We start from the raw sequence: 11,877 nt of genomic DNA, 5'->3' as shown, positions 1-11,877 counted from the left end.
CACCTTCGGGCCCGGACATGCCGTACGCCTGCCACCGCCGCCACCACTGTAGCCACCGCGGATGAACCACTTCGCGGGGACAGCAGCGGCTGACGCGTGCCAAAAGAACAAGACTGCCATCGGGATGCCGGCTGCGGGACCCTGGCTGCACCACCCCACGGCAGGAGCACCCCACGGCAGGAGACCGCAGATGACGACGCCATCGGGTTCCCCCACCCCCACACCCACCCCCCTGCACCTCTCGGGCAACAACGCGCCGGTCGCGGCCGAGGTCACCCACCGGCCGAGCAAGGTGACCGGCATCGTCCCCAAGGAGCTGTGCGGCCAGTACTTCCGCAACGGACCCAACCCACGCAGCGGCTGGTCGCCCCACTTCTTCGCCGGCGACGGCATGCTCCACACCGTCGCGCTGGCCGACGGGCACGCCACCTGGTACCGCAACCGCTACGTACGCACCCCACTGCACGCACAACCGGGCGCTTCCCGCCTCGCCCTCGCCTTCGACCCGGCCACCTCACGGATCGACTACCGTGTCACCACGGCCAACACCCACCTGATAGCCCATGCCGGCCGGCTCTTCGCCCTCGAAGAAGGCGGTTTCCCCTACGAGGTCACCCCCGACCTGGCGACCCTCGGGGTCTTCACCTTCGACGGGGCGCTCACCACCCCCATGACCGCTCACCCCAAGACCTGCCCCCTCACCGGGGAGCTGCACTTCTTCGGCTACCGCCTCCGGCCGCCGTACCTGACCTACTACCGGGCCTCCGCAGCGGGCGAAGTGCTCCAGAAACAGACCGTGGACCTGCGACGGGCAGTCATGATGCACGACTTCGCCCTCACCGCCCACCACGTCGTCTTCATGGACCTGCCCGTCGTCTTCGACGCCGGCCGAGCCACCACCGGCGGCCCGCCCTGGCGGTGGGACGACGGACACCGCGCTCGCTTCGGCATCCTGCCCCGGACCGGGGAGGCCGCTTGCGTACGGTGGTTCGACATCGCTCCCTGCTACATATGGCACACGATGAACGCCTTCGAGACCAACGGGACGATCACCCTCACCGGCACCCGCGTCCCAGCCTTGTGGCGCCAGGGACCGCAGGATCTCAGCGGTGGCCTGCCCACCCTGCACCAATGGGTACTCCACCTGGCCACCGGCAAGGTCACGGAAACCCCGCTGGACGACACGCCCAGCGAATACCCCCGCATCGCCGAGACCGGTATCGGTCTGCCCCACCGCTACGGTTACACCGCCGGCTTCACCCTCGACGCCGAGCCCCGGCACACCGAGATCCACAAGTACGACCTGGCCCATGGCGCCCGGCGCAGCACCCACCGCTTCCCCGCCGGCCACATCTGCGGAGAGCCCGTCTTCGTCCCCCGCTCCCCCGCCACCCCCGGTCAGGAAGACGACGGATACCTCCTGACCTTCGCCCACGACCGCTCCCTCGGCACCAGCTACCTGGCCGTCCTGGACGCCGCCGACCTCGACGCGGCCCCGGTCGCCGAGGTCCACGTGCCGGTCCGCATACCGGCAGGCTTCCACGGCAACTGGGTCCCCGGCACCCGGATGTCGCGCGCCTGAGCATCCGACAGCAGCCAGCCCCCTGAACAGGCATTGATCCCCCTGCCCAGGCCCCTCACCCCCCGGGCTGCGGTACGGGTGCTTCATCAGTGTCTGCGAGAGGTGTTGCCAGCAGTGGCAGCCTTGCGTCGCGACCACGCCGCTCTGGTTGCCGAAAGACGGCAGCGAGGTCAACCTCGCCTCCCTACCCGTGATTTGCGGACCGCGTATTGTCCGCCGCTATTACGGGTACCGCGAGCACACGGTGGTGAAGGGTGGCACCTCGTCGCCCATTTACAAGGCGCTCTACGGAGACCCGTCCCTGTACCAACGCATCGTCCGGGCGAATCCGGATCAGGTGACGGACCTGCCGTGATCGTGCCGGGACAGGTGCTCCGCATTACGATCGGCGCCTGACAACGGCACGCTGCACGGCGGACCTTCACGGAGCAGGCATTCACCTTGTACGGGTCCGCCGCCCTGCCGCCCCCGGCCCACGCACAAGGGGCGGGGGCGGCTTCGGGCAGCCTGGTCCCCTACCGAGTCGGCAGGGGACCGGGCCGGAGGGAGCCGAGATCTGTCCTCGCTCCACGAGCAGCCCTCTCACCGGCGCCGTTCATCGTCTGCTGCCGTTGTGACGGCCCGGCCTCACTTCAAGTGCCGGCCGAAGAAACACATCCCGTCCTCCGCCTCGAACCACGGGGTGCCGGTGTGCCCGCCCAGATTGGCGTGCAGCGTCTTCTCCTTGCTGCCGAAGGCGTCGAACAGGTCCAGGGCCCGCTGCCGGGGGTTCCCTTCGTCGTCCCACTGGAGCAGGAGCAGCAGCGGAATGGTGACCTGCCGGGCCTCCTCACGCTGGGCCCGCGGCACGTAACCCCCGGCGAATAGACCGGCGGCCGCGATGCGCGGTTCGACCGCCGCCAGCCGAACGCCGACGGCGGCCCACCCCGAATACCCGACCGGACCGCCGATCCCGGGCAGCTCAAGGAGGGCGTCCAGGGTGGTCCGCCATTCCGGGGCCGCCTTTTCGACCAGCGGGCCGATGAAGGACTCGAAGATGTCGTCGACCGGCTCGCCGGCCCGCATCGCCCGGCGGAGGTCGGCGCGGCCCCGCTCGTCGGCGGCGGAACGGGGCCGGTCACCGCACCCGGGGGCGTCGATGGCGGCCACCGCGTAGCCGTACGCCGCGGTGTGCCGGGCCCGGGCCACCAGCCGGGCTGCCGACTTGGGCAGACCGTTGTTGTGAGCCATCAGGATCAGCGGAACCGGTGCGGCGGATTCAGGCGCCCACAGGGTGCCGGGGATCTCGCCGAGGGTGAATTCGCGTGCGAGGACGCCGTCGTCGAGGCGCTGTGCGGAAGTGAAATGCATGGTCGTGCCTTTCGGGAGAGCTCTTGGACGGCGCTCCCGGACGACCTATCGCCCGACCGTGTCCCCGGAGGGGAGCACCCATGTCGATACAGCGTTCACGGGTACCACCTCCTCGTTCTCTCGCACGGCCGACGGAAACGTAGCAGCGGTCGCGAGGGGCCGTCCAACGGTTTTGGGGAGGCTCCGTGGGCGGGTGCCACCGAGTCGGAATACTGCGCGGTGATACTGGAGTCGCTTGGGGCGTCATCGCGGCTTTCTGAGGTGAGCCCTTTGCATCGACCACACGCTCCTCCCCCGGGGGAACGTGGCCGCCCAGGTGCCGGCGGTGGCGGCGCGGGCCCGGCCGGAGTGGTGGGTTCCGTGCCCTCGGGCAGCGAGCCGTCGGCTCGCGGCATGCGTACGTCGACCAGGGCGACATCGATGCGATGCGTGATGGCCGGCTTGATGGCGCACGCGCCATTGGACGCCTGGCCAGCACCTCAATGGCTTCGCCCCGACGTGGCGGCGGTCAGGGTCTGTTGTGCAAGTGCTGGTCACAGCCACTCGTTGAGGGCTGCGACCAGCACGGTCGCCTCGTAGCGGCCCGCGAGCTTGTCATACCTCGTGGCTACAGCCCGGTGGCGCTTGAGGTGGTTGGTCCCGCTCTCGACCGCGTGCCGCTGCTTGTAGTCGTCCTTGTCGACTTGGGCGGCCGTACGCCTCGCCATCCGCGTTTGAGGCAGTTGCGGACGCGGTCCGTCGGGCCCCTGATCCGCTTGCTTGGAGTGCACTCCAAGGACATAGCGTCGTGACGGCTAAACCGCACACCCGACGCGTCGACGCATCATTCCGCACGACCAACTGGAAAGGCAGCAAGTGGTAGACAACCAATTCACCACGCAGGCAGAACTTTTCGAGCTGTGTGGAAAGCGCGCGCTCGTCACCGGTGGCACCCGCGGCATCGGAATGATGATCGCGCGTGGCCTTCTCCGGGCGGGCGCCCGCGTGGTCATCAGCTCACGCAACGCAGAAGCGTGCGCTCAGGCGCAGGAACGGCTGTCCCAATTCGGTGAGGTGCGGGCCATCCCCGCCGACCTGTCCCGCCACGACGAGTGCCGGCGACTGTCCGGCCTCGTCACCGCCGACTCGGAGCGACTCGACATCCTCGTCAACAACGCGGGCGCCATGTGGGACGAGCCGCTGGCGACGTTCCCGGACGCAGCCTGGGACGCGGTCGTCGACCTCAACCTGAAGTCGCCGTTCTGGCTGGTCCAGGCGCTGCTGCCCGCACTTCGCAGGGCGGGCACCGCCGACGATCCCGCACGGATCATCAACATCGGCAGCATCGCCGCCATCCACATTCCCCAGCGGCCCAACTACTCGTACTCCAGCAGCAAGGCCGCACTGCATCAACTCACCAGGGTGCTCGCCAAGGAACTAGGACCGCAGCACGTCACCGTGAATGCCGTGGCGCCGGGACCGTTCCCGTCGACGATGATGGCTGCAACCCTCGACGAGTTCGGCGAGGCGATCGCGGCGTCGGCCCCACTACGCCGGATCGGCCGCGACGACGACATGGCGGGTGTCGCCGTGTTCCTCGCCAGCCGGGCAGGCGCATACCTGACAGGCACCGTGATCCCCGTCGACGGCGGCATCGCCACAACCGCGTAGGCCGGCCAGGGTAGTCGGCGGAGTTGAGTTTCACCGCGGCCGCGAAGCTCGGCGGCGCGGACGGCACGGACGACGTCCAGCAGTGTCTCGGCCCGGTTTTCGAGCGATCCGCCCCACGCGTCGGTGCGCTGGTTGACCAGGAGGACAGGAACTGCGACAGCAGGTAGCCGTGCGCGGCGTGGATCTCCACGCCGTCGAACCCCGCCGCTTCGGCCCGCGCGGCCGTGACCGCGGACCGGGCCACGGTGGGCTCGATCTGCTCAGGAGCCGTGGCGACGGGACGCCGCCCGAATCGACTGCTGTGCTTTCCCAGGTCGACGCCGACGGCGGACGGGCCCCTCACCACACCGGGCATGTTTGCCTGGATCTGGCGGCCGGGGTGGTTGATCCGCATCCGTACGGCGCCGCCGCCGGACTTGGTCGCAGCGGCCCACTCGGTGAACGGCTCCACTGCGCGGCGTCGTCGAGTACGGCACCTGCCGGGCCGGTCAGCGCCTCGGCGTGGACCATGACATTTCCGGTGATCAGCAGCCCGGCGCCACCGGCCGCCCAGTTCCGGTACAGCGCCAGGAGCCGCGGGTCGGGCACTTGCCCGTCGCCGGCCATGTTCTCCTCCATCGCCGCCTTCGCGATCCGGTTGCCCAGCACCGTTCCGGAGCGCAGGGCAGTGGTGAGAACAGCTCGTTGGTCATCGGCGGGCCCACGGCGAGAGTGCGTACCACCACGGCGGTCTGCGCGCCGCCTGCTTGCGTGCTGCGCGGGAGCTGCTGGAGGAGGACGGCAATGCCGGGCTGTCCCTGCGGGCGGTGGTGCGGCGTGTCGGCGACGGTCCCCTACCGCCATACGCGGACCGCGGCGCGCTGGTCTCCGCGGTCGCGGCGGAGGGCTACCGGGGACTCGCCGGATGCCTGGCCACCGCTCACCCGTCCTCCGCGACGGCCGACGACCTCGCGACGGTCGCCGTCGCCTATGTACGCTTCGCACTCGACCACCCGGCGATGTTCCGGGTGATGTTCGCGGAGCCCTGCGACCCGGGCAATGAGGAACGGGCCGCCGCGACCGTCGCCGTCCGGGAATACGTGCGCGGCATCGTGCGCGGCGCCTTCCCGCCGCCGACCCGGCCGCCTTGTCGACCGTGGTGTGGGCCCTCGTTCACGGCCTGGCATTCCTGCACCTCGACGGCACACTCGACGCCTCCGCCCCCGAAGCGGTCGCCGGGCAGGCCCGCGGCGCCGTCCACGCACTGAGCGGGGTCGAGTGCGCCGGCCCTCTTGCGCGGCAGTACGTCCTGGGGCGCCCCTCAGGGACTCGCCACGAGCACGGGTACCAGCGTAGCGCCGGGCCGAGCGATCCAGTACGCCTCGCGACGCGCGGCGTGCACCGCGCGACGGAGCAAGCACCGCTCGCCCGCCGGGACTTGGCAGGTCGGGCACTGCACGGAGTAGACGCCGTGGCAGAACCGGCGATGTGTCTCGTGCGCCGCCTCGTAGGCGGCGTCCGAGGCCGGGGAGGGGATGGTGGAGGGCGGCGTGGACGGCACTCTGCGGTTTCCGCTCGCGGTCGCGGGGGTGCCGGTCGTGGGGAGGAACGGTGCAGCGGCCCGCGCGGTGGCTGCGGGTACGGTGAAAGTGGCGCTCATGGAGGGGCGTCTCCTGGGTCCGTGGGCGAAGGCCGAAGCCCTCACCGTCTCTTACGTCTGCTCGCCGAATCCGTTACACCTCACCGTTTGCCCAGGTCAGGCGGGAAGATGTGCGGTGAACTCCGCCCTGGCCGGGGACCGGCGGGAGGAAACATTCGGGCGGGCAGGAAGAAGAGGAGAAAGGGTAGGGCACGCCCTGTCCGAATCGGGTCGGATTCAGGCCGGTTTCCTGTCGGGGCGGTAGCCGACGACTCTGGCGTATATCCAGCGATCACCGTATAACGGTTCAAGAGCTCCTACGAAGCGTCACGCCTCTCATGAGGTGCGGTCGGTGGAGTGTGCGCACAGCGCGCGGATGACGGATTGCCGGGCATCGTGAGCGTTCAGGTCGCACCTCGCACCCTCGTCCGTCCACGGCTGCCGATGTTCCCTTTTCTGGTGTCGGAGTGTCGGAGTACCGGACCGACCGCGCCCCGCACGGCCCTTTCGCGCTCTGCGCAAGCACCCGTCACGGACCTGGAGTCGCTTATATGAGCGGAACCACCCTCTCGCAGTTCTTCCTGGCCCTGGCACTCGTTCTCGGCTGCGCGAAGCTCTTCGGCCGGCTGGCGCGTCTGGTCGGGCAGCCGCGTGTGGTCGGGGAGATCTGCGCTGGTCTTCTGGCCAGTCCCATGGTCCTCTCCCCCGACCTGGTCGCGGTCCTGCTGCCCGGCGAAGTGAAGCCACTGCTCAGTGCGGTGGCCGACATCGGTCTGGCGGCTTTCATGTTCGCCGCCGGTTACGAACTGGACCTGTCGGTGCTGTACCGCCGGGCTACCGGGTCACTGGGGCTGCTCGTCGGGTCGATTCTGTGTCCACTCGCCCTGGGCGCGGCGGTGGCACTCTTTCTCGCCGATCAGTACGCCCCGGCGAACCGTACGGCATTCGTCCTCTTCGTAGCCCTCGCCATGTCCGTGACGGCGCTCCCCGTACTCGTCAGAATCCTTGCGGACCGCGGGCTGAACGGCCGGCCCGTCGGGAATCTCGCCCTGGGCGCGGCCGCCGTCGGCGATCTGACCGCCTGGGTCTGCCTCGCGGGAGTGGTGGCTTATGCAGGGGGAACAGGTCAGGTAAAGGTATTACTGCTGCCGCTCTACCTCGTTCTGCTGGTCATAGCACGGCCGCTGCTGAGGTCTGCGGTACGTGCGAGCCTGCGGCGGAACCGGACGGGTGCCGGACTCGTCTCCGCCATGTTTCTGGGGCTCATGCTGTCGTGCGCGGTCACGGAGTGGCTCGGCATCCATTTCATCTTCGGCGCCCTGGCGTTCGGTGCCATCATGCCGCGCAAAGAACTGGCGGAGCTCCGGGGGTCGGTCCCGCGCAGCATGAATCAGATCGGCCAGCTCATGCTGCCGCCGTACTTCGTCCTGGCCGGCATGAACGTCGACCTTTCGGCGGTCGGTGTGTCGGCCGTGGCCGTCATCGCACTGATTGTCTGCACGGCGATGGTGTCCAAGATCGGCGGGGCGTATGTGGGCGCCCGGCTCTCCGGTATCGGCCATGCGGAGGCACTGCCCACGGCGCTGCTGATGAATACACGGGGACTGACCGAGATCGTGATCGTGGCTGTCGCTCTGGACGCCGGCATCATCGACCGGACCTTCTATTCCGTGATGGTCATCATGGCGATCGCGACAACGGCCATGACCGGACCGCTGCTGACCTTGTTCACCAAGGCTCCGGAGGACAGTGCACCGGCCCCGGTGCTCGGCGAGCGCGCGAAAAGCATTGAATGAGGCGGACTTCTCGGCCGAACCGGCTGTCCCGGTCAACGGCGGTGTCATGCACCGTCGTTGACCGGGACGAAAGTACTGGTGGCCGCTCGCCGACGGCGGCCGCACGTCGAGTGGTGGCCCGTGCGCGCAAATGTCAGAGCGGATAACCGAGGCTGCGCAGTCCCTGGCGTACCGACTCCGGCGGGGCATTGTTCCGGGCCGGGCCCAGAGAGCGGTTGTAGTCGTCCAGCACGGCGAGCAGTTTGGGGTCGGGAGCGCCTGTCCGGACGTGGGGAATCGTCCGGTCGTCGAAGTGTTCCGTCCGTACCCGCTCGTCCGGCGTCAGACGGCTCATCTGGTCGGTGTAGCGGTAGTGCAGTCGGACCAGCCTCGTACGGTCCAGGTAGGCGCTCTCGCCCAGAAGCACGTGCGGCAGCGCCCCGGGGTCCTCGCCGGCACGCTGGCGTTTCTGGTAATGCACGAACTGCCGCGCGTCGGAGGTGTACGCCTGGGCCAGTGCCGGCGCGTCCCCCGTGAGCGTGGTCGTTCCCCGTACCACGTCGGCGCGGGATTCTCCGTCGAAGAGCCCCCGCCAGGGAACGTCGATTCCGGCCAGTTCCATGACCGTGGGCGCGATGTCCGCGGAGCGAATGCGCCGGAGGTGCCGGCCCTGGGCGACGCCGTTTCCCGCGATGATCAGCGGTATCCGGAGAACGCCTTCCTCCAGCGAGTTGAAGTTTCCGTACGAGTCGTCCTCGAACTGCTGGCCGTGGTCTCCGAACAGGACCAGCAGCAGCGTCTTGCCCGCTTGGCGTACCCGGTCGACGAGCTGGGTGAGGAACGGCTCGAAACGGCTCTGGAGGAAGAACTCGATCCCGTCCAGGTACATCTGGAAGAGAGTGTCGTACTTACCCGCGGCGTAGAGGTAGTTGATGGCCCGCTTGTAGCGCAGGAACAGCGCCATGTCCGCCGGCGTGCGATAGGTCTCGTTCAGTTCGTCGACCTGGTGGGGAACCTCCTCGGGCAGCAGGCTCTCCATCCAGGCGATCTTCTCCTGGTAGGCCGAGCCGCCGAAGCGGAGGTTGTGGAAGCCGTACGGCATGTGCATTCCGGCGAAGTGGGCCAGTGACAGGGACGTGTCCGTGGCGAGCACGGCGTCGATGAACTTCTGGTCCTCCTCGACGAGATAGGTGTCGATGTCCGCGGTGAATCCCAGTTGGTCACCGAGGATGACGGGAAAGTCGACCTTCATGAGGGTCTGCCGGCCGGCCCGGCGGGCGTGGGTGAACACCGACGGGCTGCGCAGAAACCCTTCATAGAAGGCATGCAGGCCGTGGCGTGCCGGATACTGCCCGGTGAACACCGTGGCGTGGGCGGCGGAGGTGTACGGCGCGGAGGCGATGACGTTGGTGAAGAAAGCGCCGGAATTCGCCAGGTCGTCCAGCACGGGTGTGGCGGGGGCCCGCAGGTCGGGGTACCGGAGCGGCCAGAGTTTGTGCGGGTTGGCTCCAACGCCGTCGCTTCGCAGGCAGTCCAGGGATATGAACACGACATGGTCGTACGGCTGGGGAGCGCTCATGGGCGTGATTCCTCTCGCTCAGGCGTGGTCGGACCACTCGTCACGACGCTGTCGGTGATACGGGCGTCCCGCCCCCCTGGGCAGGAGGCGGGACGGGTTGCGGACGGCGCGCCGCGGCCACGGCCGCGGTGCTGCCGTCAGGCACCGGTCACGGGCCGCGTGCGATATCAGCGGCCTGCGGGCAACCATGCGCTGTCAACGGTCCGCAGGCCGTGTCCCGCAGACCGTGCCCTGTCATTCGGCCGCAGGCCGGATGCTGTCGGCCGCGACCGTCATACGGGGCCGGGGCGGGCCGAGATCGCCCGCAGTCCCAGTTCGGCCGCGGCGCTGAGGCTGGCGGCGACGGGTACGGCGACGGCCGCCGCCTTCTCCGGGTCGTACGAGCCGTCGGCCAGCAGGACGCAGGAGGCACCGACCGCGACGGCCGCTTCGTTGTCGTCCAGGGTGTCACCGATGAGCAGCACCCGGTCCATGCTGAGCTCGGCCGGATGCCGCTCCCGTACGGCGTCCAGATGCCGTGCCAGTACGGCCTGTTTGCTCTCGGTGCGCTGCTGCCGGGCCATCCCCTCGGCGACCAGGAAGTGGGACGTCAGGCCCTCTCGTTCGAGCAGGGCGACCACCTCGTCGTGCTCCCCCATCGACAGCAGGGAATGGGTGACGCCGGCGCCCGCCAGGCTGTCCAGGATTTCGGCGACGCCTTCCCGCAGGCGGGCCCGGTCCAGCAGATTCCGGTACGTCCGGTGATAGCACTCGGCGATGGCTTTCCACTGGAGGTCGGTGAAGGTCCGGTCCAGCAGGCTCGTGTAGAAACTGCGTACCGGGCGGGTGAATGCCCTGCGGTACGCCTCGTGCGTGATGTCCCCGCCGCCGACGGTCCGGCAGGCGGCGCTGGCCGCGGCGACGCTGATGTCGATGTCGTCGAAGAGCGTGCCGTTCCAGTCCCAGACGATGTGGGCCGTCACACCCGCACTTTGCCGGAGGTCAGCAGGTGAATGCGCTTCTCCGGCGGTACCGGCGGAACCGGGCGGTGGCTCAGCCACATCGTTTCCTGCCGGTCCAGGATGTCGAGATACTCGGTCCGGACCTCCTGGTACCGCTGAGCCGTCTCCGGGAACACCGACTCGTAGATCATGTCGCACAGGTGGAGATTCCTTTTCCAGTGATCTTCGTCTTGGGCCGTCACCGGCATCACGCCCCAGAAGCGGAACGGTATGTCCAGCAGCCGGTCGCGCGCGTCCGGTATGTACGGCGTGTAGATGTTCGACTGAATGTGGTAGTTGGGGACGAGCCCTCGGCTGATGATGCTGCGGATGTAGTCGATCTGGCCGAGGTCGGCCTCGTAGTCGATGTCGAGCAGCCCGGAGATGAAGCTGGGCTTGATGGAGATGCCGCGGGCGGCGGCGAACTGGAGGCGGTCCTCGAAGCTCTCCACCTCCACCGGCTTGTTGATCTCCTTGCTGGTGAAGTTCTCGATACCGACGAGGACCGAGTGGCATCCCGTCTCGGCCATACGGTCCAGGTTCTCGTCGGTGAGCGTCACCAGACACGTCTGCTGCGACCAGGCGACACCGGCCTCCGCCAGCACGTCCATCATTTCGTCGGCGTGCTGCTGCCGCATGAAGAAGAACGGGTCGGCCACGGACACCGCTTCGGCGCCGTATTCCGTCTGGAGGTACCGGACCTCGTCCCGCAGGATTTCGGGGTCCTTGTAATTGATCTTGTAGACCATGGGGTTCAGACAGAAGGTGCACTTGTACGTGCAGCCGATGCTGGTGACGACCGTGTAGCGGATCTTGTCCCGCACTTCGGGTGCGTACGTCTCGCCGATCCAGGAGTTGTCCGGCCGGAAGGTACGGAACTTCAAGTCGTCCGCCCGGCCGAACACCTGCTTCGTCCACGCGAAGATGTCGCGGTTGGTCACCACGAACTCGCAGTCGGCTTCGAGCTTGAGCAGGTCGGGCCGGAGGAAGTGGTTGGAGCTGACCGCCGGCCCGCCGACGAAGAGTTTCGCGGGCGAGCGCCGGGACACGTCGAGGGCGATCTGGCGCGTGCTGTCGTACGAGTTGACCGTCGAGGAAATCAGGACCGCGTCCGGACGGTGGTCCAGGACCCGCTGCATGTTCTCCTCGTACGTACCGAAGTTGAAGTCGACGACCCAGGCGTCCGGTGTGTAGTGCCGCGCGATGCTGTAGAGGTACGTCAGCGCCTGCGCGATATGGTAGGTCGAACCGTTCTTGACTTCCGTCGCCAAGTGCGGGCGCCATCCCGTGCAGTACCCAACGTGCGGAAAAATGATGACAACCCGCATGGTTACCCTCTCTGT

General features: G+C 68.3%; 10 protein-coding genes and 3 pseudogenes. 4 read left to right on the top strand and 9 right to left on the bottom strand.

What is annotated here, in order from left to right; translation table 11 throughout:
* Positions 1-190: 190 nt before the first annotated feature.
* Entirely contained in the window at positions 191-1,582 is a 1,392-nt protein-coding gene (locus AB0A97_RS19080) for a carotenoid oxygenase family protein (RefSeq protein WP_361150979.1), read from the top strand.
* A gap of 627 nt (positions 1,583-2,209) precedes the next feature.
* Here the strand turns inward: AB0A97_RS19080 and AB0A97_RS19075 are convergent.
* From AB0A97_RS19075 to AB0A97_RS19065, 3 genes and pseudogenes are all read right to left on the bottom strand, one after another.
* The gene (locus AB0A97_RS19075; RefSeq protein ID WP_361150976.1) at positions 2,210-2,932 is read right to left on the bottom strand and encodes an alpha/beta hydrolase; all 723 of its coding nucleotides are present in this window, start codon (positions 2,930-2,932) and stop codon (positions 2,210-2,212) included.
* A gap of 380 nt (positions 2,933-3,312) precedes the next feature.
* Positions 3,313-3,402, bottom strand: a pseudogene (locus AB0A97_RS19070) (DNA-binding response regulator); the annotation flags it as partial.
* Between the two features lie 63 nt (positions 3,403-3,465).
* The gene (locus tag AB0A97_RS19065; protein ID WP_361150974.1) at positions 3,466-3,639 is read right to left on the bottom strand and encodes a hypothetical protein; all 174 of its coding nucleotides are present in this window, start codon (positions 3,637-3,639) and stop codon (positions 3,466-3,468) included.
* 148 nt (positions 3,640-3,787) lie between these two features.
* Between AB0A97_RS19065 and AB0A97_RS19060 the strand changes: the two genes are divergently transcribed.
* Positions 3,788-4,582: an SDR family oxidoreductase gene (locus tag AB0A97_RS19060; protein ID WP_361150971.1), complete on the top strand. Its 795-nt coding sequence runs from the start codon at positions 3,788-3,790 to the stop codon at positions 4,580-4,582.
* A gap of 110 nt (positions 4,583-4,692) precedes the next feature.
* On the opposite strand, the pseudogene AB0A97_RS19055 reads toward AB0A97_RS19060, so the two are convergent.
* Positions 4,693-4,976, bottom strand: a pseudogene (locus AB0A97_RS19055) (2,4-dienoyl-CoA reductase); the annotation flags it as partial.
* Positions 4,922-5,230: a hypothetical protein gene (locus AB0A97_RS19050; RefSeq protein ID WP_361151122.1), complete on the bottom strand. Its 309-nt coding sequence runs from the start codon at positions 5,228-5,230 to the stop codon at positions 4,922-4,924. The pseudogene AB0A97_RS19055 and the gene AB0A97_RS19050, both read right to left, overlap by 55 nt.
* Positions 5,231-5,313: 83 nt before the next feature.
* Between AB0A97_RS19050 and AB0A97_RS19045 the strand changes: the two are divergent.
* A pseudogene (locus AB0A97_RS19045) lies at positions 5,314-5,828 on the top strand (TetR-like C-terminal domain-containing protein); the annotation flags it as partial.
* A gap of 54 nt (positions 5,829-5,882) precedes the next feature.
* Here AB0A97_RS19045 and AB0A97_RS19040 read toward each other — a convergent pair.
* Positions 5,883-6,221: a hypothetical protein gene (locus tag AB0A97_RS19040; RefSeq protein WP_361150969.1), complete on the bottom strand. Its 339-nt coding sequence runs from the start codon at positions 6,219-6,221 to the stop codon at positions 5,883-5,885.
* A 530-nt stretch (positions 6,222-6,751) separates the two neighbouring features.
* On the opposite strand from AB0A97_RS19040, the gene AB0A97_RS19035 reads away from it, so the two are divergent.
* Positions 6,752-7,996 (top strand): cation:proton antiporter, encoded by a 1,245-nt coding sequence (locus AB0A97_RS19035; protein ID WP_361150966.1) that lies wholly within the window; start codon positions 6,752-6,754, stop codon positions 7,994-7,996.
* Positions 7,997-8,129: 133 nt separating this feature from the next.
* Here AB0A97_RS19035 and AB0A97_RS19030 read toward each other — a convergent pair whose 3' ends face one another.
* From AB0A97_RS19030 to AB0A97_RS19020, 3 genes are all read right to left on the bottom strand, one after another.
* Positions 8,130-9,554, bottom strand: a complete 1,425-nt coding sequence (locus AB0A97_RS19030) for a sulfatase-like hydrolase/transferase (RefSeq protein ID WP_361150963.1) — start codon at positions 9,552-9,554, stop codon at positions 8,130-8,132.
* Between the two features lie 272 nt (positions 9,555-9,826).
* On the bottom strand, positions 9,827-10,516 hold the full coding sequence (locus tag AB0A97_RS19025; protein WP_361150961.1) for an HAD hydrolase-like protein: 690 nt from the start codon (positions 10,514-10,516) through the stop codon (positions 9,827-9,829).
* Complete coding sequence (locus tag AB0A97_RS19020) at positions 10,513-11,805, bottom strand: radical SAM protein (RefSeq protein ID WP_361150959.1); 1,293 nt, start codon at positions 11,803-11,805, stop codon at positions 10,513-10,515. Before AB0A97_RS19020 ends, AB0A97_RS19025 begins: the two co-directional genes overlap by 4 nt.
* Positions 11,806-11,877: the final 72 nt, after the last annotated feature.

Origin of the sequence: Streptomyces sp. NPDC045470 (assembly GCF_040646595.1) — a bacterium.
Lineage (GTDB): Bacteria > Actinomycetota > Actinomycetes > Streptomycetales > Streptomycetaceae > Streptomyces.
Note: the sequence above shows the minus strand (reverse complement) of the source record. Positions and strands in the feature narration are given on the sequence as shown.

Bases quoted from the DNA above. Each gene is read 5' to 3' on its own strand.
- AB0A97_RS19030 (WP_361150963.1), bottom strand. From the start codon at position 9,554: ATGAGCGCTCCCCAGCCGTACGACCATGTCGTGTTCATATCCCTGGAC.
- AB0A97_RS19040 (WP_361150969.1), bottom strand. From the start codon at position 6,221: ATGAGCGCCACTTTCACCGTACCCGCAGCCACCGCGCGGGCCGCTGCA.
- AB0A97_RS19080 (WP_361150979.1), top strand. From the start codon at position 191: ATGACGACGCCATCGGGTTCCCCCACCCCCACACCCACCCCCCTGCAC.
- AB0A97_RS19065 (WP_361150974.1), bottom strand. From the start codon at position 3,639: ATGGCGAGGCGTACGGCCGCCCAAGTCGACAAGGACGACTACAAGCAG.
- AB0A97_RS19075 (WP_361150976.1), bottom strand. From the start codon at position 2,932: ATGCATTTCACTTCCGCACAGCGCCTCGACGACGGCGTCCTCGCACGC.
- AB0A97_RS19035 (WP_361150966.1), top strand. From the start codon at position 6,752: ATGAGCGGAACCACCCTCTCGCAGTTCTTCCTGGCCCTGGCACTCGTT.